Source organism: Brucella sp. IR068, from assembly GCF_049065885.1.
GTDB classification, from domain to species: Bacteria; Pseudomonadota; Alphaproteobacteria; order Rhizobiales; family Rhizobiaceae; genus Brucella; species Brucella intermedia.
This window is the reverse complement of the sequence record NZ_JBAKHE010000003.1, coordinates 213,010-232,958: the sequence shown is the minus strand read 5'-3', so window position 1 is coordinate 232,958 and position 19,949 is coordinate 213,010. Positions and strand designations below refer to the sequence as shown.

Sequence of the window (19,949 nt, the reverse complement as noted above, 5' to 3'; positions counted from 1 at the left end):
TCAATATTACAGATCACGAATGAGTTACCCGGATTCAAGTGGCGAACTAAGCCATCAGACTGCATTCACCCGAGAGAAATCATGCGAAGAACGAAAGCCGAGGCAGCCGAAACCCGGGAAGCCATTCTGGTGGCTGCCGAGCAGGTTTTCCTCGAGCGTGGTGTCAACCAATCTACACTGATGGAAATTGCCTGTCATGCCGGAGTGACGCGGGGTGCGATTTATTTCCACTTCCGCGACAAGGTGGAGATTCTTCGCACCATCATCGGCAATGTCCGGTTTCCGCAAGAAGAAATCATGCTGCAGGCTGCGGCCGTCAACCACCCCAATCCGATGCATGTGCTCGAGCAGTCGATCATTCAGGCGCTGCAGCTTTTCTCGAACAACGAGCGTCAGCAGAACATTTTCATCATTATCAACCAGCGATGCGAATTCGTCGGCGAAATGGCCCCGCTTGAAGATCGCCTTCGCGAAGCGCGCGCCAACGTCCTCTCCCTGTTCGCAGGATTGCTGGACGTGGCTGCAAGACGCGGGGAGCTTTCAAAGGAATGGACCGCAGACACGGCGGCACCGATCCTGCTGTCCCTTCTAAGCGGCCTTCTCAACGAATGGTTGCGAGGCGACCGGAACTATGATCTTGTCACCTACGGTGGCAGGGCAATCTCGATACTCGTTCAATCTCTTAGAAATCCGGCATTCGAAGCTCATCAAACATAGTTGTCGGGCCCAATTTCGATATGCCTGCCCCGCCGGACAGGCTATTTTCACGATGGCCGGTTTCAACCAATCGTGATTGTCAAACCGCAAAATTGGGAGAGACGCTCGACTCTTTTATAATTTACGCTTACGTCAATGTAACTCTTGCGAAGAAATTAAAACTCGACCACATTTACCAATGAGGAAGCCTTCCGGGGGGCGGATGGCTTGGGAGACGGCGGGGCGCACATGCGGCCCAATTTAGGACGGAGCGATCCGGGGAGAAGAAATGGCGAAAAAGACGACTGGGCAAAGTGCATCCGTAGTTGAATCCATGACCGCGGGATCGCCAGCCAATGGCGCGCCGACGCAGGAAAAGATCTGGTTCAAATCATATCCGGCTGGCGTTCCGCACGAGATCGATCTGAGCACGGCAACTTCCATCGGCGATATGATTCTGGCATCTTGCCGGCAATTCGCCTCCAGCCCAGCCTTCACCTGCATGGGCAAGGATCTGTCCTACAAGGAACTCGACGAATATTCGCGTGCGCTGGCTGCTTTTCTCCAGTCGCGCGGTCTCGTGAAGGGCGACCGCGTTGCGGTGATGATGCCGAATATCCTGCATTATCCGATTGCCTTCACGGCCATTCTCCGCGCAGGTTTCGTCGTCGTGAACGTCAATCCGCTATATACGCCGCGAGAACTGGAACATCAGTTGAAGGATTCCGGCGCCAAAGCATTGATCGTTTTGGAAAATTTTGCGTCGACGGTGGAAAAGACCCTCAATTCGATCAACGTTCCCAATATCATCGTCGCGTCCATGGGCGACATGCATGGATTCAAGGGCCACATCATCAATCTGGTCGTGCGCCGCGTGAAGAAAATGGTTCCGGCGTGGAACATTCCGGAGCATATCCGTTTCAAGGACGCATTGGCTCAAGGTCGTGCCCTATCCTTCAACCCGGTTCCGGTACAAGGTTCCGACCTTGCCTTCCTGCAATATACCGGAGGCACGACCGGCATCTCGAAAGGCGCCATGCTGACCCATAGCAACATCCTTGCGAATGTGGAGCAGATGCATACCTGGATGGAGGTTGCCTTCCGCAACAAGGGCAAGCCGAAGGCGCTGAATTTCGTGTGTGCGCTGCCGCTCTATCACATCTTCGCGCTTACCGTGAATGCGATGATCGGCATCAAGCTTGGTGCGCGAAATATCCTCATTCCCAATCCGCGCGATATTGCTGGCTTCGTCAAGGAACTGAGGAAATTCCCGTTCCATATCTTCCCGGGCCTCAACACTCTTTTCAATGGCCTCATGAATAATCCAGATTTCCAGACCCTGGATTTCAAACCTCTTATTCTCACTCTCGGCGGCGGAATGGCTGTACAACGTCCTGTGGCCGAACGCTGGCAGAAAATGACCGGTTGTCACATCACCGAAGGATATGGCCTTTCCGAGACTTCGCCCGTCGCCTGCGCCAACGCGCTGGATGCAACCGAGTTCTCCGGAACCATCGGCCTGCCGATGCCGTCAACCGATGTTGCGATCCGCGATGATGATGGAAACGACCTCGCTCTCGGTGAGGTCGGCGAAATCTGCGTGCGCGGACCGCAGGTGATGACGGGTTACTGGAACCGCCCGGACGAAACCAAGCGTGCAATCATGCCCGACGGATTTTTCCGGACCGGCGACATGGGTTTCATGGACGAGCGGGGCTATACCAAAATCGTCGACCGCAAGAAGGACATGATCCTTGTTTCCGGCTTCAATGTTTATCCGAACGAAATCGAGGAAGTAGCCGCAGGTCATCCCGGCATCGTGGAATCGGCTGCCATTGGCATACCGAACGAACATTCCGGCGAAGTCGTGAAACTGTTCGTCGTGCGCAGCGATCTCAACCTCACTGAAGACGAAGTCAAAGCCTATTGCGCCGAGCGCCTTACCAATTACAAGCGCCCGCGCGAAGTCGAGTTCCGCGAAAGCCTGCCGAAAAGCAATGTCGGCAAGATCTTGCGCCGCGAACTTCGTGACTGAGAACGGTAAAACTTGAAAACAAATGCGGCCGGACTTTCATCCGGCCGCATTTGTTTCAGACAGCATCAGGCAGAGGGTGGCGCCAAGGGCTGCACGATCTCCTGAAACGGTGCCAGCGCTTCGCATCGAGCGGCCAGACCAGCCAATGAGGGGTATTTCTGCTCATCGAAGAGATGTGGATGGGCTTCACGAAGAAAGCGCAGTGCACAGGTCGCAGCAATATCGGCATGCCCGATATCATCTCCGAACCAATATGGTGATTTTCGTTCTGAAAGGTCGTTCTCCAGCACGTCCAGCACCCGGGCGATCTGCGTTTCGCAACGCTCTACCCAAACGTTTGATTTTTCGCTTCGCAGCAAACCTTCATAGAGCAGGCTTACGGCTTTATCGGCAAGACCGGTAGAAAGCGCGCATATCTTCAATGCCTGACGACGCTCGGCACCTCTTGGCGCGATCAACGGATGTTTGCCGTTGGCGATCTCATCGAGATAATCGAGTATCGCCGCGCTTTCGATCGCGACCTCGCCATCATCCAGTACAAGCGTCGGCACGCGGCTCAGCGGATTGAATTCCGCAAGCCTGTCACGATCACCGAACGTCGACCATGGTTTGTGTTCAAATGGCAGGCCGTAAAGCCGCATGGCGATAGCGACACGCCGCACAAAAGGAGAATCATACTGGCCGATCAGGATCATGGGTATAGCTCGCCGCGAACGTTAAACGTCCTGCCATGCTACTCCATGCCAATTCCGCCGCAAGAGCAGCAAGAATGAATTGTGGTGACGCTTCCATTCAATCCGTTGAATGGAAGCGACGACTTAACGTTTCAGCAATTCGGGCAGGCCGGCCACGCTATCCAGCACGATATCGGCGTGGGGTTCCAGTGCTTCGCGAGGACTGTTGCCCGATAGAACGCCGACTGCCAGTCCCGCACCGGCTGCGTGGGCTGTCTCCAGGTCATGAAGATTGTCGCCGACCATGGCGATCTCATGCGGAGCAAGCCCCAGCTTTTCTGCAAAATAAAGCAGGGGATCGGGATAGGGTTTTGGACGCGCCGCCGTGTTGTAGCCGATCACGACGTCGAAAAAACCGTCGACACCCAGCGCTTTGGCCGTGGCGTGCGCGCCAGCCTCGGAATCGTTGGTGGCGATACCTAGCCGGAACCCCATGGTGCGAAGCGTTTCGAGCGTTTCATGCAAAGCTTCTACGGCCACAGCAGAACGTGCGCCTTCGGTGACGCAGTAAGCGTCATATTCTTCGATAAGCTCGCGCGATTGCTCGGACACCACATCAGGGTGCCAAAGCGAAACAATGTCTTCGACCGTACCGGCCGCGATGACTGAATTGGCCCGGAAACGCTCGGTCAGCCAGTCATAGCCCCCAGCGTCGAGCAATGCGCGGGCCCGCAGTTCATCCCCCTTTGCGGCTCGCTGCGCAAGCTGCCAGGAGATTGAAAACCAGGTCCGGTCGAAGTCGATCAAGGTGCCGTCCTTGTCGAAGAGGACGGCACGGATTGATCTGATGCGTTCTTCGGAAAGCTTTTCGCTCATGCTTCAAGCGCGCCGGCACGCTTCTTGACGGCAGAAGGCTTCACCCCCAGCAATTTGAGAAGATCATCGCCACGGCGCACATAGCGCAGCGAACGACGGGTCAAAATGCGCCCGTCCTGCGGTGCCGTGAGCGTAATGTCGCCTTCCGGTTCACCCGGTTTCGTAACCACCGTGACGAGCTTCGCGCCTGCTTTGACTTCATCGCCGGGCGCTACATGATAGAGCACCATGCCGCCCTCCGGCGCCCGCAGCATCTCGACATGCGAGAGCGGCGTGACAAGGCCCTTATACTCGGTTTCGAGCTTCACATTGTCGTCGCGAACGACACCGCGATGTACGAGGAATTTATACAAGCCCTCGGCGTCGCCCTTGCCCATATCGGGATAAACATCGCTCAAGCCGCGAAATTCGACTGTCGTCACCGCGCGGCGCTTCATGTTGCGCTTGTCCGCTGGCAATTGCAGGACAGGATGCGCGCAGGCTTCCTCAAAAGCTGCGTCGGCAGTCGTATCCCATGCGAGGATCGCCGTCGAATTGAGCGCGATGGCCAGATCTTTCATGTCCTCGGCAAATTCTTCAGCGATGTAGACGTAGTTTTCGCTCTCGTCGTCGCAATGCAGATCGAGAACGATGTCGTTCGGCAGAGCCAGCTTCAAAAGCGTCGCCTTCAGGCGCTGTGCCAGTGAGATCGGCGCATCCGGCTCCGGCAGTTCAGACGTGTTGAAATCCGGCAGCAGCGGGAAGGCGCGGTTGAAATTGGTCAGCGAGAAAGTTTCGAAGCGACCGAGATGCTGATGGGCCTGCCACTGATTGGAGCCGATCGGATTTGCCTGTGGAACAACGGTGATATTGCCGAGAACGCGCCCTTCCTCGGCCGCTTTCTTCAACATCGGAACCAGGAAATGAAGAGCCGCCTGCCCCGGAAGTTCGGCACCGTGAAGCGACGATTGCAAATAGGCGGAAGGCACATCGCTGTCCTTGCCGGCAAAGCGCAGCACGCGCAACTCGATGGCATTTCCCGGTACATCGCCGGCAAATTTCACAATCTCGGTTTTCATTTCATGTCCCATTCTATTCCTCATGAAGAGAGCCGGATTACGAACCCGGCTCTCTTTCATTTCTAATTGTGCAGAGAATGCCGTCAAGCTTTCCTTCGCGCATGCAGATGGGCGACAAGCCCTTGTGTGGAAGCGTCGCGACCATCGCTGGTTTGCTCGCCTGAGACAACCGGCAAGAGTTCGGTGGCAAGTTCCTTGCCAAGCTCGACGCCCCATTGATCGAAAGCGTTGATGCCGAAAATCTGCGCCTCGACGAAAACACGATGCTCATAGAGCGCGACCAGACGCCCGAAAGCGAACGGGTCAAGCTTGTCGTGAACCAGCGTCAACGAAGGACGGTTGCCCGAGAAGACGCGATGGGGCGCAATGCGTTCCACTTCGCTTTCGGCAAGGTTCTTCGCCTTCAACTGCGCCCGCGCTTCGTCCAGCGTGCGGCCCTTCATCAAAGCTTCCGACTGCGCAAGGCAGTTTGCGAGCAGCATTTCATGCTGGTGGTCAAGGTGCTTTTCATGACCTTTCGCCGCAACGATGAATTCAAGCGGGATGGTGTCGGTACCCTGATGCAGAAGCTGGAAGAAGGCGTGCTGGCCGTTGGTGCCGGGCTCGCCCCATACGACCGGGCCGGTCGGGCCGGAAACCGGCTTGCCATCGACCGTGACGCTCTTGCCATTCGATTCCATATCCAGTTGCTGCAGATAGGCAGGCAGGCGGGCCAGACGCTGATCGTAGGGAATGATCGCACGGCTGCCATAGCCGCAGATGGCGCGGTGCCAGTAACCGATGAGGCCCAGCCAAATGGGCAGGTTTTTTTCCAGCGGCGCATCGCGGAAATGCACATCCATCGAATGTGCGCCTGCCAGAAACTTGCGGAAGTTGTCCGGTCCAATCGCGATCATGACCGGCAGGCCGATGGCCGACCACACCGAATATCGTCCGCCGACCCAGTCCCAGAAACCAAAAACCCGATCTTCGGCTATGCCAAAGGCGGCTACCTTGTCCAGCGCCGTCGAGACTGCGGCGAAATGGGCGCCTACGGCTGCTTCGCCAAGCGCTTCGGCTATCCATTTGCGCGCGGTCTGCGCATTGGTCATGGTTTCGATGGTCGTGAACGTCTTGGAAGCGATAATGACGAGCGTCGTCGCGGGATCAAGGATGCCGAGCGTATCGGCAATATGAGCGCCGTCGATATTGGAGACGAAATGCGCGCGCGGGCCATCATGATAGGGAGAAAGCGCGAGCGTCGCCATGACGGGACCGAGATCGGAGCCGCCAATGCCGATATTGACGATATCGGTGATCTTCTTGCCGGTTGCGCCCTTGATAGCGCCCGACCGGATGCCATCCGAAAATGCCGCCATACGGTCCAGCACTTCCTTCACGTCCGGCAGGACATTGTGTCCGTCGACGAGCACTTCCTTCGAGGAAGTATCGCGCAGAGCGACGTGGAGAACGGCACGATCCTCGGTATTGTTGATATGCTCGCCTGCAAACATCGCCGCGCGACGGCCTTCAACATCGGCAGCACCGGCCAGCTCCTTGAGGAGCCCGATCGTTTCGTCATTGACCCGGCATTTCGACCAGTCGAACAGAAGGTCATCCAGGGACAACGAATACCGCTCGAACCGACCCGGATCCGATTTGAACGCTGCCCGCATGTCCTGCGGAGCCGAATCTGCCCAATGCTTTTTCAGCTTTGCGACCGTTGCTTCAAGCTTCGTCGCGTCTCTTGCCATGATGCTACTCCCGAATCAAATCGATTTAATTGCGGACATTAAGCGCTTTAGAGAGGATTTGCGGCAAATAAATTACCGAACTTCCAATTTGGACAGGGTGTCATATACACCATATTGATCAATTTAGGGTGATCCACCTCGGAGTGAACCATGGAGCTGACTGGAGAAGAGCGGATAGCGGCACCGAGACAAGCAGTCTGGGATGCGCTGAACGACATTGAGACGCTGAAATCCTGCATTCCGGGCTGTGAAGATATCGAGCGAATTTCGGACACGGAAATACGGGCTGCGCTCAAGGTGAGTTTCGGAATCCTGAAGGTTCGCTTTCACGGGATTCTGGAATTGTCGAATATGAAACCGCCGATCTCCTATACGATCTCCGGCCACGGTGAAGGTTCCATAGCCGGATTTGCGCATGGGGCGACCGATGTGCGGCTGGACGAAGATGGCGAGGATACTATTCTGTCCTACGCCATACGTGGCGATGCGGGCGGCAAGGTAGCGCAGATCGGCACTAAACTGCTCGGTTCGGTCGCACGCAAGATCGCAGACCGCTTCTTCGCCAATATCGCAGAAGCGGCGTCGAACGCCGCCGCAAAAACGACCTGATCAGGCTTCATTCTTGTAAAGCTGTAACGTTCTTCCTTAACAACCAAGTATTCAAAGTTTCGAATACTTCCTGAAAGTCCGCTGGCATGAAACCCAGAGATATCGCGACCTATGTTTTTCTTTCCGTAGCATGGGGGTTATCGTTCCTCGTGGTCTTGCGCGTCGTAGAAGCCTTTGGCTGGGTCGGCGCGGTGGCTTTCCGTTCCTTCATTGCGGCCGGAACGCTCTTTGCAATTGCGAAACTCTCCGGCCGCAGGCTGGATTTTCATGCTGGCTGGAAACCTTTCGCCGTGGTTGGCGCAACCACGGTTGCGGGCCAGCTGATCGGCCTTTCTTACGGCACCCCGCTGATCGGAACGGCGATGGCCGCGATCTGCGTGGCATCCATTCCGCTCTTCTCGATGATCATCAGCCAGTTCTGGGGGCTTGAGCGCATTACGTCGCGCGGGCTTGTCGGGCTGCTGCTTGGCGTTACCGGCATCGTGCTCTTGGTTGGTTTCCCGGCTGTTGCCGTCACGCCCGCCTTCATCATGGGCTGTGTCGCCGTGCTTTTCTCCTGCTTTTCCGCAGCTTTCGGCAGCAACTATGCCAGCCGCCGCCTTTCCGGCACCGGTTCGTGGGAAACCACCATCGGTGCATTCGTTTTTGGCGGCATCCTCTCCTTGCCGCTCATTTTCGCGGTGCCTGTGCCAGCCATGCCGGGGTTGGCTGATTTTGGATATCTGCTCATCTCGGCCTGCGTGATGAGCGCCCTCACCTATGTGCTCTATTTCAAGCTGGTCGGAAGTGTCGGGCCGACGAAGGCCATCAGCGTCGAGTTCGTCGTGACGGTCATCGCGGTTCTGGTAGGCGCCGTCTTCCTGAAGGAGCAGCTTTCCCTGATCCAGTTCGTCGGTGCCGCCGTCATCATCGGTGGTTGCGCCCTGGTGCTAAGCTCTCGCCCTGCACTTCCCAAGGAGACGGAAATTCTCCCTGAGCAGACAAGCGCGATAGAGGCAAGAAGCGGCCTCAAGTCCGACCCGTTGTGATCCCGCATTTCTGCCGAACATTGAAGGCCCGTGCTTCCAAAGCCGGGCCTTCCGTCCTGAACGCGCCCATTTCCATAAATTGACCAGATGATAAAAAATTTGACCTTCCGAGAAAATCTGTCATCCTGTCCTTAACGGGCATCATGCGGCGGCAAAGATCGCGGCCCGGTACATAGTTGCGGCGCGCAAAGGGAACCCGCGCCTGAACAAGCAAAAATGGGAGATGCGGTCGATGAGATCAGCAGAGAATTCGCCTATTGATGCAATAGATAATCCGGGACACGCAAACGGGCCTGACATCCGTGGGGCAAGGCTTGACAAGGCCGACTATGCGCATGTTTTCGACGATCTGCATCCACCGCTTACCAAGCACGAAGCCCTGGTCGAGTCCGATCGCTGCTATTTCTGCTACGACGCTCCGTGCATGAATGCCTGCCCGACGGGCATCGATATTCCGATGTTCATTCGACAGATCAATGCGGGCAATCCGGTTGGGGCAGCGAAGACCATCCTTTCGGAAAACATTCTGGGCGGCATGTGCGCTCGCGTATGCCCGACAGAAACGCTCTGCGAAGAAGTGTGCGTTCGCGAAATTTCGGAAGGCAAGCCGGTCAAGATCGGTGAATTGCAGCGCTATGCCACCGACGTTTTGATGGAAACCGGCAATCATCCATTCAAGCGCGCGCCTGAAACCGGCAAGCACATTGCCGTGGTTGGCGCGGGTCCGGCAGGTATCTCCGCTGCCCATCGCCTTGCCATGCATGGCCATAAGGTGACCATCTTCGAAGCCCGGCCCAAAGGCGGCGGCCTCAACGAATATGGTATCGCGGCCTACAAGACGGTCAATAATTTCGCGCAGCGCGAACTCGAATTCGTGCTCAAGATCGGTGCGATCAATGTCGAATATAACCAGACGCTCGGTCAGGACATCACTATCGAGGCGCTGAAAGCTGGCTATGACGCGGTCTTCCTCGGAATGGGCATGCCGGGCGTCAATGATCTGGGCCTTTCTGGCGAAGACGCGCCAAACGTTATCGATGCGGTCGACTACATCGCCAATCTGCGCCAGGCAAAAGACCTCTCATCCCTGCCCGTCGGCCGCAACGTGGTGGTCATCGGCGGCGGCATGACCGCAGTGGACGTAGCGATCCAGACCAAGAAGCTCGGCGCTGAAAACGTGACCATCGTCTATCGCCGCGGTCAGGAGAACATGAATGCCAGCGCCTATGAACAGGAACTGGCACAGATTCACGGCGTGGTCATTCGCCACTGGCTGCAGCCCCACGCGCTTGAACGGAACGAAGACGGCACCGTCAATGCCGTGGTGTTTGAATATACCGCTATCGAAGACGGCAGGCTTTCCGGCACCGGGGAATATCTCATTCTTGAAGCCGATCAGGTCTTCAAGGCTATCGGCCAGAAGTTCGAACCGGAACCGCTGGCGGGTTCGGGCATCGGGCTTTCCAGGGGACGGATCAGCGTGGACGACGAACGTCGCACGTCGGTCGAGGGCATATGGGCAGGCGGTGATTGCGTGGCAGGCGGCAAGGACCTGACCGTCGCATCGGTGGAAGATGGCAAGGTCGCCGCTGAATCGATCCATGCAACGCTGATCAAACGCCCCCAGGCAATCGAAGGCTTTGCCGATGCAGTGCTTTCAGGAGGCGCGCTCCATGCCCCGGCATCGGCTGTGCGGGACCGCGGCGTTCATCTGGGCCAGGAACAGGGCTGAGGAGATAGAAAATGGCTGATCTTTCAACGAATTTCCTCGGCATCAAGTCTCCCAATCCCTTCTGGCTGGCTTCTGCCCCGCCGACCGACAAAGCCTATAATGTGGAGCGTGCCTTCAAGGCCGGCTGGGGCGGCGTGGTCTGGAAGACGCTTGGCGCGGAAGGCCCGCCGGTGGTCAATGTCAATGGGCCGCGCTATGGCGCGATCCATGGTGCCGACCGGCGCCTGCTCGGTCTTAACAATATCGAGCTGATTACCGACAGGCCGCTCGAAGTCAATCTGCGTGAAATGAAGGAAGTGAAGATGCGCTGGCCCGACCGCGCATTGATCGCTTCGATCATGGTGCCATGCGAGGAAGAGGCATGGAAGGCCATCCTGCCTCTGGTGGAAGAAACCGGCGCTGACGGCATCGAACTGAACTTCGGCTGTCCGCACGGCATGAGCGAACGCGGCATGGGTGCGGCTGTCGGTCAGGTGCCGGAATATGTCGCCATGGTCGTCAAATGGTGCAAGCAGTATAGCCGGATGCCGGTGATCACCAAGCTGACGCCGAACATCACCGATATTCGCAAGCCTGCCCGTGGCGCCCATGCGGCGGGGACCGATGCGGTGTCGCTGATCAACACGATCAATTCCATCGTGTCGGTCGATCTGGACAGCATGTCGCCGGTCCCGTCCATTGACGGTCGCGGCAGCCACGGCGGCTATTGCGGCCCTGCGGTCAAGCCGATTGCGCTGAACATGGTGGCGGAAATCGCACGCGATCCTGAAACGCGCGGCCTGCCGATTTCAGGCATCGGCGGCATCACCACCTGGCGCGATGCGGCAGAATTCATCGCGCTCGGCTGCGGCACGGTGCAGGTCTGCACGGCGGCGATGACCTATGGCTTCAAGGTCGTTCAGGAAATGATCGACGGTCTTTCCGACTGGATGGACAGCAAGGGTTATCAGACGCTGGATGATTTCCGCGGCATGGCCGTTGGCCACGTCAGCGACTGGCAATATCTCAACCTCAACTACGTCACCAAGGCGCGGATCAATCAGGATCTCTGCATCAAATGCGGGCGTTGCCATATCGCCTGCGAGGATACCTCGCACCAGGCGATCACCAATCTGGTCAATGGCGCGCGGCACTTTGAGGTGATCGACGAGGAATGCGTTGGCTGCAATCTTTGCGTCAATGTCTGCCCGGTCGAGGACTGCATCACGATGGAGCAGATCGGCGGTTTCGATCCGCGCACCAAGGCGCCGATCCCGGCGCAATATGCCAACTGGACGACTCATCCGAACAATCCGATGGCGGTGAAAGAGGCTGCGGAATAAAACAAAACGCCGGGCAAAAGCCCGGCGTTTTCATTTTGATATTTGGTTTTTAGCTGCTGACGCGCATTCCCTTTTCCGGCTCGAACACATGGCTCGTGGCCGGATCAATGGCAATGGTCAGCACATCGCCGGGGCGCACCGTCAGCCGCTCGCGGAACAGGCAGGTAACCGGCTGGTCGCCGAGCTTGCCCATCACCATGATTTCCGAGCCCGTCGGCTCGACGATTTCGACCGTGACCGGCACGCCCTTATCGGCGATCTTCATATGCTCGGGGCGCATGCCATAAACGGCCTTGCCCGAAAGGCTTGCATAATCGCCTTCAGGAAGCGGCATACGGAAGCCGCCATCGGCCACAAACGAGCCTTCCTCGATCTTGCCGTTGACGAAGTTCATCGATGGAGACCCTATGAAGCCCGCGACAAACATATTGGCCGGACGGTCATAAAGATCGAGCGGTGCGCCGATCTGCTCCACCAGACCATCGCGCATGACGACGATCTTGTCCGCCATGGTCATCGCTTCGATCTGATCGTGGGTCACGTAGATCGTGGTGGTCTTCAGGCGCTGATGCAGACCTTTGATCTCACCGCGCATCTGCACACGCAGCTTGGCGTCGAGATTGGACAGCGGCTCATCGAACAGAAACACTTGCGGGTCACGAACAATCGCACGGCCCATGGCCACGCGCTGGCGCTGGCCGCCGGAAAGCTGGCGCGGGAAGCGGTCGAGCAGCTTGTTGAGGCCGAGGATTTCAGCGGCGCGCGCCACACGGCTGTCGCGTTCTTCCTTCGGTGCATTCTTCAGCATGAGCGCGAAGCCCATATTGTCGGCCACCGTCATATGCGGATAGAGCGCATAATTCTGGAACACCATGGCGATATCGCGTTCCTTGGCGCGCAGGTCGTTGACCACGCGGGGACCGATGGCGATTTCGCCGTCGCTAATTTCCTCAAGCCCTGCGATCATGCGCAGAAGCGTCGATTTTCCGCAGCCCGACGGGCCGACCAGCACGACGAATTCACCGTCCTGGATATCCACTGACACGCCATGCAGCACGCCGACATTGCCATATTTCTTGATTGCATTTCGGATGGATACAGATGCCATCTTGAACCTCGACTCTTATTTGACGGCGCCTGCGGTCAGACCTGCAACGATCTGGCGCTGTGCGAAAACGGTTAGCAGCAGGACCGGCAATGTGACCACGAGGGCGGCGGCTGCAAGCGGACCCCAGCTGACCTGTTCAAAGGACAGCATGTTATAAACTGCGACCGGCAGGGTACGTGTCTCGCGGCTTGCGAGCACGATGCCGAAGACGAAATTGTTCCACGAGAAGATCACCGCCAGAATGAGCGAAACCACGATGCCGGGCTTGGCAATCGGCAGGGCGACTTTCATGAACACCTGCCACGAGGAAGCACCGTCGATAATGGCGGCTTCTTCCAGTTCCATAGGTGTCGTCTCGAAATAGCCGATCATGATCCAGATCACGATTGGAACGGTGACGACCAGATGGATGATGATCTGCGGCCAGAGCGTGCCGAGCAGACCGAGCGTCTGGAACAGAAGGAACAGCGGGATCAGGTAGGACAGACCCGGCGTCATGCGGGCAATCATGATAACGATCGCCGATTTGTGCGCCTTGAGCCGCGCAATGCCATATCCCGCCGGAACACCGACCAGCAGCGCAAGCAGGGTCGCCATGCCGGTCACAATAAGGCTGTTCCAGAAATAGAGCAGAAAGTCGTTCGCGGCGAAGATCTCGGTATAGTTCGACCAGGCGAAACGCTCCGGGATCAGGATTGGCGGATAAGCGCCATTGTCGATTTCATATTTCAGCGAAAGCGACAGCATCCAGACGAAGAAGAAGATCGCAGGCGACACGATGATGAAGACCAGAAGTGCCGTGCCAAGCTTCGAAAGAATTGATTTGCGTGCCATGGTCGGTCCTCAGGCGTTCCACTTGGTCCGCTGACGAAGAGCCAGGAGGACCAGCGACATGGCGATAATGACAATGAAAAACACCACGGCAATCGCCGATGCATAGCCTATGTCGTAATAGGAGAACGCCACATTATAGAGATAGATATTGATGGTTTCCGACGCGGTGCCCGGACCGCCCTGCGTCATCGCATAGATGATGTCGAAGCTTTTCAGCGCATCGATCGAGCGGATGATGACAGCCACCATGATGAAGGGCAGGATCATCGGGAGGGTGATGTAGCGGAATTTCTGCCAGCCATTGGCGCCATCGATTTCCGCGCTTTCAAAGGGATCGCGCGGCATGGAAGCAAGGCCACCGAGCACGATCAGCATGACAAGCGGCGTCCACTGCCAGGTTTCAACAGCCACCAGCGAGGGGATGACCGTGTTCTGGTTGAATATCCACTCCTGGGGCGGAATGCCGACCAGCGACAGAAGATAGTTCAGAACGCCGAGCTGCGGGTGATACATCATCGTCCAGACCAGAGCGACGGCAACCGGTGTGGCCATCATCGGCATGACGAAGATGCCGCGCAGGAGCCCGCGCATCGGCAGCTTGCTGTCAAAGACCAGCGCTGCGATCGTGCCCAGAACCATCGGGGCCACGACCGACAGAACCGTATAGACAACCGTATGCCACATGGATTCCCAGAAGCGCATATCGGCGGCAAGACGCAGATAATTGTCGAAGCCGACAAAGCTCTGCTCGCCGCCCAGCTGCCACTGGTTGGTACTCATCCAGAGCGTAAACACCCATGGGAAGACGATCACCGCCCCGACGGTGATCAAGGCTGGAAGAACAAACGGCCAGTAGCTTGGCCGCAAGCGGCTCTTGCCAGTCTTGGTGGGGGAAGCTGCCGCAGCAACTCCCGTTTTTGCTCCTGTCGGGGCGGCAGATGTCATTTTCCTTCGCTCCGTGCGAGGACCGGACGGAATTCTTCCGTCGCGCGTTTCATTTCAGCTTCCGCGTCGGCGCCGTTCAGCAGATTGGTGAGGCCCACGCCGATGATGTCGCGGAATTCCGTGACAGGCACGATGACCGGCAGGCAGAGCTGGCTGATCGGGGCTGACTTCGACAGGGCTTCCACCCCAGCCTTCCGGCATGGTGACGCCCTTGCGCACGGCTTCATCGTCGATGACCGACTTGCGGAACGGAACGCCCGACCCCGACTGCAACAGGCGAGCGCCCATTTCCTTGGAAATGGCCCACTGGCAGTAGAGATATGCGGCTTCCTTGTTCTTGGAGGCTTCGGTCACGCCGATGCCGTCGCCGGTCGTCGGTGCTGCCTGTGCATTCGGGCCTGCCGGCATGACGCCATAGCCGACCTTGCCGACGACGCGCGACTTGTTCGGATCTTCGAGCGGCGGGGCAAAACCGATACCGTCGAGCCACATGCCGACGCGACCCTGCAGGAAGTTCGACTGGCATTCTGCCCAGTTGAAGCCCGCAACGCCGGGAGGTGCCGATTTGGTCATCAGGCGCTGATAGAGCTTTGCGGCTTCGATGCCTTCAGCCGAATCCGTCTGGAGGTTGCCATCGGCGTCAACCGACTGCTTGCCATAGCCGAGCAGGAGGCTGGTATAGACCGGCGCATTGGCATTCTTCATGCCACGCGCGACGAAACCATAGGTGTTGGTCGATGGATCGGTGAGCGCTTCGGCGGCTGCGACCAGTTCTTCGAAGGTCTTCGGAAATTCGATGCCCTTGGCGGCAAAGAGTTCCTTGTTCCAGTAGATGATCCAGTAATCGACCGAGAATGGCAGCGCGCCGAAACGGCCATTGGCGTCCTTGGCGAAGGTCAGGCCGGCACTTGCGAAATCATCTTCCGTGAGCGATGCGTCCGTCAGCGTCGGGTCTTTCAGGAATGGATTGAGGTCGGCAAGCCAGCCGCCCTTTTCGAACTGGCGCTTCTGGACGTGATAGCTGATATGGATGACGTCGAAGCTCGGGCGGCCGGACGTCAGCTCGATCACCGCCTTCTGGCGCTGCTGCTGTTCGGGCATCTGTTCGGAATGCACCTTGATGCCGGTCAGTTCCTCGAATTCCTTCTGGTATTTCTGAAGGATTTCACCACGCGGGCTCTTGATGAGGTTTACTTCAAGCGTGGTACCGGCAAACTTTTTCCAGTCGACTTTCGACTGGGCGAAAGACGGGCTGATGCCCGTCATGCCCGATGCAGCGATTGCCGCCGAGCCCGCCAGGAACTGGCGACGTGTTGGACGTAATAGATTCATTGCATGCTCCTCCCCAAATTTCCGTCGGCCCGGCAACTCCTCTTGCCCGGGCTCTGGTCGTTAAATCTGCAAAGCCAGTTTCCGTGCATTGTTGATGTGAACGGCAATGGCATCCATGGCTGTCTGCGGATCGCGTGTTTCGATTGCAGCCAGGACGGCCAGATGCTCCTGCATGACCGGAATGACGCGACCGGTGATGCGGAAACGTTCCTGATTGATCAGGCGCATCTTGATCGTGTTGGTCTGATAGGCGCGCCAGATGATTTCATTATCGAGCGAGCCGACAATCGTATCGTGCAGGCTCCAGTCGATAGTCTGCGCCCGCGCCTCCAGTTCCGGTGTTTCACCTTCCGCCATCGCGCGTTCCAGAGTTTCCTCATGTTCCGCACGCAATGCGCGCAGCAATTCGTCGGACGCTGATTGGCAAAAAATCGCCACCGACTCTTTCTCGATAAAGAGGCGGAACTGAAACGCTTCGCGGATCAGATTGAGATCAATATGCGCGATCTGAAGCCCGCGCTGCGGCACGGTCTTGATAAGGCCTTCCGCTTCAAGGCGCGGGATCAGTTCGCGGATAGCGCCGAGCGGCAAGCCCGTCATGGTGACGAGCTGGCGCTGCGAAACGAACTGGCCCGGATGAAAATCACGCGCCAGCAAATGCTGGGTGAAGCTCTGATAAGCCTTGTCCCGCAATTTTACCGGTTCGTTGTGATCTTCCGCCAAATCCGTTCCCCCTCTATCCTTTCAGGCTTATGCCGCCTTCAGGCCGCTTTTGCCATATGCAAACGGTCGAATACACTACCAATTGCATCACAGTCCGCATCATTGAGTGAAACGAGCGGTGCGCGGACACGCCGCCATTCCTTGTCACCCGTATGGCGCGCCACCATGGCCTTGACCGCTGGCGTTACCGGATAGTTCAGCAATTGCTGTACTGCAGCCACCAGTTCGGCATCGTCCTGTCCGTCATTGATCATGCGCAGAAGACGGTCGGGGAACAGATTGGCCATGCCGGAAATCGCGCCCTGCCCGCCGAGACGCACACCGGCTGCAAGGTCACGCTCGTCGCCGATCAGGATCGCGATGTCCTTATGCGCAGCAAGCAGTTTTTCGGTATAGGCCCAATTGCCGGAAGAATCCTTCACGCCAATGATGATGCCACCAAAAGCTGCACGCAGGCGGCTGATAAGATCGACGGAAAGCTCGACCGCTGTAACCGACGGGATATTGTAGAGAATGATGCCGCGAGCATCTTCACCCAAACCTTTGAAGACGGACGAGAACCAGTTGAACAGGCCTTCATCGGAGAGGTTCTTGAAATAGGAAGGCGGCGCGAGAAGAATGGCCTTGCAGCCGCGGCGCAGCGCGTCGCCAGCCTGGAGGACAGCGTCGGCAACCGAGTTTTCCATCACGCCCACGACAATGCTGAAGGCCGGAAAACCGCCTACCACAAATGCATCCAGAAGAGCGGCGCGCTCGGCATCAGCAATCGACGACCCTTCGCCGGTGGTGCCAAACAGGGTCACGCTCGAGCAGCCATTATCGAGCCGCGCGCGGGCATGCTTCAGCGCACGGCTGACATCGATCTTGCCATCTGCGTCGAATGGCGTGGTGAGCGCTGCAGAGAGACCGAAACGCTCCTGCCCGGAATGATTATGTGCCAAGACTGGCTCCTCCCAAATTTGAACTTTAAGCTGGCACATACTAACATGTTAGTAAAGAGTCAATTCGTGTTCAGTGCGTAATTGCATGATTTTCGGAGAACGGGAGAGAAAGCAAATTACCTGAACCGCGAGCCAGTTCAGCGCGCTGACATCTCCCTCCCTCATCCTGAGGAGCTGTTGAAAACAGCGTCTCGAAGGACGAGGGCGAGGTCCGGAGACGGTCAACTTATCGGGTCGGAACAATACCGGTTTCGATGAAGGAAAGCACTTCCTGTGGGCGCGGCGAACCGGCCCGCCCGCCGAAGCGCGCGCATTTGATCGCCGCAGACGCATTGGCAAAGCGAATGATGTCCGTCATCGGCTTGCCTTCCACCAGACCCCATGCAAAAGCGCCATGGAACACGTCGCCTGCGGCCAGCGTATCCACTGCATCGACCTTGAAACCGGGCAGGTGAGAAACCGGTTTGCCAGCGCCTTCGCTCCAATAGCAGCCTTCCGCTCCGGCGGTGACCGCTGTGAACACATCATGGCGGTCAGCTAAAATGCGGACACATTCACGCAAATCCGTCGTGCCCGCGACGCTGATTGCAGCGGGTTCCGATGCAACGATATGGGTTGCAAGCGGCAGCAGCGTTTCGAGCAATTCAACCGGCGCGGTATCCGCGTCCAGTATGGCCGGAATACCGGCATCGCGCGCGGCACGCAGCGCAGTCTCAGCAGCCCATGGCCAGCGCACATCGGTCATCACGGCGGCATAGGCCCCCGCTGCAATGGGCGGCACCACATCGGACGGGCTTGCCAGCCTACGATCATAAAAAGGCACGATGATGCGTTCGCCGCTCGCATCAACGAGGATTGACGAAAATGCCGTGCGGGCGTCTTCCAGCCGCCGGATATAGGCACAATCGACGCCTTCGGCTTGAAGCTCCGCGACGGCACGATCCCCAACGGGATCAATCCCCGCAGAAGCCCAGAGCGCCACATCGCCGCCAAGCCGGGCAATCGCCGCGGCTGCGCTCGAAGCCATGCCGGCTGCTATTTCGACGGCCTCGCGCGGCAGGTATTTGCCTGCCGCATGAGGAAGCGCATCGAGGCGCAAGATGGTGTCCATGGTAAGGGCACCGACACAGAGAATTCTGGATGCCATGATTACGAAATGAGACCTTCCGAGCGAAGCATCGTCCAGAATTCCTCGGGGATCGACTGCTCGAACCAGACCACGTTCTGCCTGATCTGTTCCGGCGAGCGGACACCGATCAGAATGGAGCTGACGGCCTCATGTCTCATCGGGAACTGCATGGCGGCGGCGGCGAGCGGCACATGATACTCATCGCAAATATCGTGCAGGCGATTGGTGCGCGCGATGATTTCGGCAGGCGCATCGGCATAGTCGAACTTCTGTTCGCCGCCGCGCGGTGCCGCGAGAATACCGGAATTGAAAACACCGGCAATCACCAGCGCCATGCCACGCTTCTGCGCCAATGGCAGGAATTCCTTTTCCGAAACCTGATCGAGCAGCGAATAACGGCCAGCCAGAAGCGAGCAGTCGAGATCGGCTTCTTCAAGCGCATCGCGAATGATCTGCCATTCGTTTACGCCAAGACCGAAGCCCTTGATATTTCCCGCCTCGCGCAATTCGGTGAGCGCGCGGAAACCGCCGCCCTTGGTAAGCGCGTTCCAGTGGATTTCTTGCCGGTCGCCATGGGTCACACGGCCAATATCGTGGACATAGAGCAAATCGATTTCAGGAAAGCCGAGACGCTGCTGGCTGTCATCGAAGCTCCGCATGATGCCATCATAGCTGTAATCAAAGACCTCACGAAAATTGAGGCCATTGTGCCAGCCGGAATCGAACGGGTTTTTCGGCAGCGCAGGCGGCAATGTGCGGCCCGCACGCTCATTGGCCATCAGGCGCCCCACCTTGGTCGAAACAACTGCGCGCTCGCTCTTTTCACGCAGCATATCGCCGAGAATGTGCTCGCTGCGGCCATAGCCATACATCGGCGCACTGTCATAATAGCGGATGCCGCTATTCCAGCCGGCTTCCAGCAAAGCGTCGGCGTCAGAGCGGGAAACGGGCGCATAAAGCCCACCCAGAGGTGCAGTTCCCAGACCAAGCGCCGTCACAGTCAAGCCGGTACGGCCAAGCGTTCGCTTTTCGGATGCCTTCAAATGCATGGATATCTCCTCAACAACGCGACGAACGCCGCACTCCTTGTTCAGCGCCTCGTGATCCAAAAACCGCTCGCACTTTTTGGGATGCGCTTCCTCTTTCACCGCATCTTACCCAAAAACCGCTTCGC

At 57.6% G+C, this 19,949-nt stretch carries 17 protein-coding genes and 1 pseudogene; 6 read left to right on the top strand and 12 right to left on the bottom strand.

The window, feature by feature from the left end; translation table 11 throughout:
* Window positions 1–81 precede the first annotated feature (81 nt).
* Together ACOWVS_RS06855 and ACOWVS_RS06850 are read left to right on the top strand one after the other, a co-directional pair.
* Window positions 82–717: a TetR family transcriptional regulator gene (locus ACOWVS_RS06855; RefSeq protein WP_006471075.1), complete on the top strand. Its 636-nt coding sequence runs from the start codon at window positions 82–84 to the stop codon at window positions 715–717.
* A gap of 268 nt (window positions 718–985) precedes the next feature.
* Window positions 986–2,731 (top strand): long-chain fatty acid--CoA ligase, encoded by a 1,746-nt coding sequence (locus ACOWVS_RS06850; protein ID WP_021586278.1) that lies wholly within the window; start codon window positions 986–988, stop codon window positions 2,729–2,731.
* Window positions 2,732–2,796: 65 nt separating this feature from the next.
* Here the strand turns inward: ACOWVS_RS06850 and ACOWVS_RS06845 are convergent, their stop codons facing one another.
* From ACOWVS_RS06845 to pgi, 4 genes are all read right to left on the bottom strand, one after another.
* On the bottom strand, window positions 2,797–3,426 hold the full coding sequence (locus ACOWVS_RS06845; RefSeq protein ID WP_021586279.1) for a glutathione S-transferase family protein: 630 nt from the start codon (window positions 3,424–3,426) through the stop codon (window positions 2,797–2,799).
* Between the two features lie 123 nt (window positions 3,427–3,549).
* On the bottom strand, window positions 3,550–4,281 hold the full coding sequence (locus ACOWVS_RS06840; protein WP_021586280.1) for an HAD family hydrolase: 732 nt from the start codon (window positions 4,279–4,281) through the stop codon (window positions 3,550–3,552).
* Entirely contained in the window at window positions 4,278–5,339 is a 1,062-nt protein-coding gene (locus tag ACOWVS_RS06835; protein ID WP_025089717.1) for a succinylglutamate desuccinylase/aspartoacylase family protein, read from the bottom strand. Before ACOWVS_RS06835 ends, ACOWVS_RS06840 begins: the two co-directional genes overlap by 4 nt.
* Window positions 5,340–5,422: 83 nt before the next feature.
* Window positions 5,423–7,072, bottom strand: a complete 1,650-nt coding sequence (pgi, locus tag ACOWVS_RS06830) for a glucose-6-phosphate isomerase (protein ID WP_021586282.1) — start codon at window positions 7,070–7,072, stop codon at window positions 5,423–5,425.
* Between the two features lie 150 nt (window positions 7,073–7,222).
* Here pgi and ACOWVS_RS06825 point away from each other — a divergent pair, with 150 nt between their 5' ends.
* The 4 genes from ACOWVS_RS06825 to preA all read left to right on the top strand — a co-directional run bounded on the left by ACOWVS_RS06825 (window position 7,223) and on the right by preA (window position 11,763).
* A complete protein-coding gene (locus tag ACOWVS_RS06825) occupies window positions 7,223–7,681 on the top strand; it encodes an SRPBCC family protein (protein ID WP_075041778.1) in 459 nt (152 codons plus the stop codon).
* A gap of 86 nt (window positions 7,682–7,767) precedes the next feature.
* Entirely contained in the window at window positions 7,768–8,709 is a 942-nt protein-coding gene (locus ACOWVS_RS06820; RefSeq protein ID WP_021586283.1) for a DMT family transporter, read from the top strand.
* Between the two features lie 223 nt (window positions 8,710–8,932).
* The gene (locus ACOWVS_RS06815; RefSeq protein WP_025089718.1) at window positions 8,933–10,441 is read left to right on the top strand and encodes an NAD(P)-dependent oxidoreductase; all 1,509 of its coding nucleotides are present in this window, start codon (window positions 8,933–8,935) and stop codon (window positions 10,439–10,441) included.
* Window positions 10,442–10,452: 11 nt separating this feature from the next.
* Window positions 10,453–11,763, top strand: coding sequence for an NAD-dependent dihydropyrimidine dehydrogenase subunit PreA (gene preA / locus ACOWVS_RS06810; RefSeq protein WP_021586285.1), 1,311 nt, complete (start codon window positions 10,453–10,455; stop codon window positions 11,761–11,763).
* A gap of 49 nt (window positions 11,764–11,812) precedes the next feature.
* On the opposite strand, the gene ACOWVS_RS06805 is transcribed toward preA, so the two are convergent.
* The 8 genes and pseudogenes from ACOWVS_RS06805 to ACOWVS_RS06770 form a co-directional block, all read right to left on the bottom strand.
* A complete protein-coding gene (locus tag ACOWVS_RS06805; RefSeq protein ID WP_021586286.1) occupies window positions 11,813–12,871 on the bottom strand; it encodes an ABC transporter ATP-binding protein in 1,059 nt (352 codons plus the stop codon).
* A 15-nt stretch (window positions 12,872–12,886) separates the two neighbouring features.
* Entirely contained in the window at window positions 12,887–13,705 is an 819-nt protein-coding gene (locus tag ACOWVS_RS06800; protein ID WP_006466011.1) for a carbohydrate ABC transporter permease, read from the bottom strand.
* A gap of 9 nt (window positions 13,706–13,714) precedes the next feature.
* Window positions 13,715–14,650 carry a carbohydrate ABC transporter permease gene (locus ACOWVS_RS06795; protein WP_006466010.1) on the bottom strand — a complete coding sequence of 312 codons (936 nt, stop codon included), beginning with the start codon at window positions 14,648–14,650 and terminating at the stop codon, window positions 13,715–13,717.
* Window positions 14,647–15,982: pseudogene (locus tag ACOWVS_RS06790) on the bottom strand (ABC transporter substrate-binding protein). The gene ACOWVS_RS06795 and the pseudogene ACOWVS_RS06790 overlap by 4 nt, the downstream one beginning before the upstream one ends.
* A gap of 60 nt (window positions 15,983–16,042) precedes the next feature.
* A complete protein-coding gene (locus ACOWVS_RS06785) occupies window positions 16,043–16,705 on the bottom strand; it encodes a GntR family transcriptional regulator (RefSeq protein ID WP_006466008.1) in 663 nt (220 codons plus the stop codon).
* Between the two features lie 38 nt (window positions 16,706–16,743).
* Entirely contained in the window at window positions 16,744–17,646 is a 903-nt protein-coding gene (locus ACOWVS_RS06780) for a dihydrodipicolinate synthase family protein (protein ID WP_021586287.1), read from the bottom strand.
* Between the two features lie 226 nt (window positions 17,647–17,872).
* The gene (locus tag ACOWVS_RS06775; RefSeq protein WP_021586288.1) at window positions 17,873–18,793 is read right to left on the bottom strand and encodes a PfkB family carbohydrate kinase; all 921 of its coding nucleotides are present in this window, start codon (window positions 18,791–18,793) and stop codon (window positions 17,873–17,875) included.
* A gap of 2 nt (window positions 18,794–18,795) precedes the next feature.
* Window positions 18,796–19,824, bottom strand: coding sequence for an aldo/keto reductase (locus tag ACOWVS_RS06770; protein ID WP_021586289.1), 1,029 nt, complete (start codon window positions 19,822–19,824; stop codon window positions 18,796–18,798).
* Window positions 19,825–19,949: the final 125 nt, after the last annotated feature.

Bases quoted from the DNA above. Each gene is read 5' to 3' on its own strand.
- ACOWVS_RS06855 (WP_006471075.1), top strand. From the start codon at position 82: ATGCGAAGAACGAAAGCCGAGGCAGCCGAAACCCGGGAAGCCATTCTG.
- ACOWVS_RS06850 (WP_021586278.1), top strand. From the start codon at position 986: ATGGCGAAAAAGACGACTGGGCAAAGTGCATCCGTAGTTGAATCCATG.
- ACOWVS_RS06845 (WP_021586279.1), bottom strand. From the start codon at position 3,426: ATGATCCTGATCGGCCAGTATGATTCTCCTTTTGTGCGGCGTGTCGCT.
- ACOWVS_RS06840 (WP_021586280.1), bottom strand. From the start codon at position 4,281: ATGAGCGAAAAGCTTTCCGAAGAACGCATCAGATCAATCCGTGCCGTC.
- ACOWVS_RS06835 (WP_025089717.1), bottom strand. From the start codon at position 5,339: ATGAAAACCGAGATTGTGAAATTTGCCGGCGATGTACCGGGAAATGCC.
- pgi (WP_021586282.1), bottom strand. From the start codon at position 7,072: ATGGCAAGAGACGCGACGAAGCTTGAAGCAACGGTCGCAAAGCTGAAA.
- ACOWVS_RS06825 (WP_075041778.1), top strand. From the start codon at position 7,223: ATGGAGCTGACTGGAGAAGAGCGGATAGCGGCACCGAGACAAGCAGTC.
- ACOWVS_RS06820 (WP_021586283.1), top strand. From the start codon at position 7,768: ATGAAACCCAGAGATATCGCGACCTATGTTTTTCTTTCCGTAGCATGG.
- ACOWVS_RS06815 (WP_025089718.1), top strand. From the start codon at position 8,933: ATGCGGTCGATGAGATCAGCAGAGAATTCGCCTATTGATGCAATAGAT.
- preA (WP_021586285.1), top strand. From the start codon at position 10,453: ATGGCTGATCTTTCAACGAATTTCCTCGGCATCAAGTCTCCCAATCCC.
- ACOWVS_RS06805 (WP_021586286.1), bottom strand. From the start codon at position 12,871: ATGGCATCTGTATCCATCCGAAATGCAATCAAGAAATATGGCAATGTC.
- ACOWVS_RS06800 (WP_006466011.1), bottom strand. From the start codon at position 13,705: ATGGCACGCAAATCAATTCTTTCGAAGCTTGGCACGGCACTTCTGGTC.
- ACOWVS_RS06795 (WP_006466010.1), bottom strand. From the start codon at position 14,650: ATGACATCTGCCGCCCCGACAGGAGCAAAAACGGGAGTTGCTGCGGCA.
- ACOWVS_RS06775 (WP_021586288.1), bottom strand. From the start codon at position 18,793: ATGGCATCCAGAATTCTCTGTGTCGGTGCCCTTACCATGGACACCATC.
- ACOWVS_RS06770 (WP_021586289.1), bottom strand. From the start codon at position 19,824: ATGCATTTGAAGGCATCCGAAAAGCGAACGCTTGGCCGTACCGGCTTG.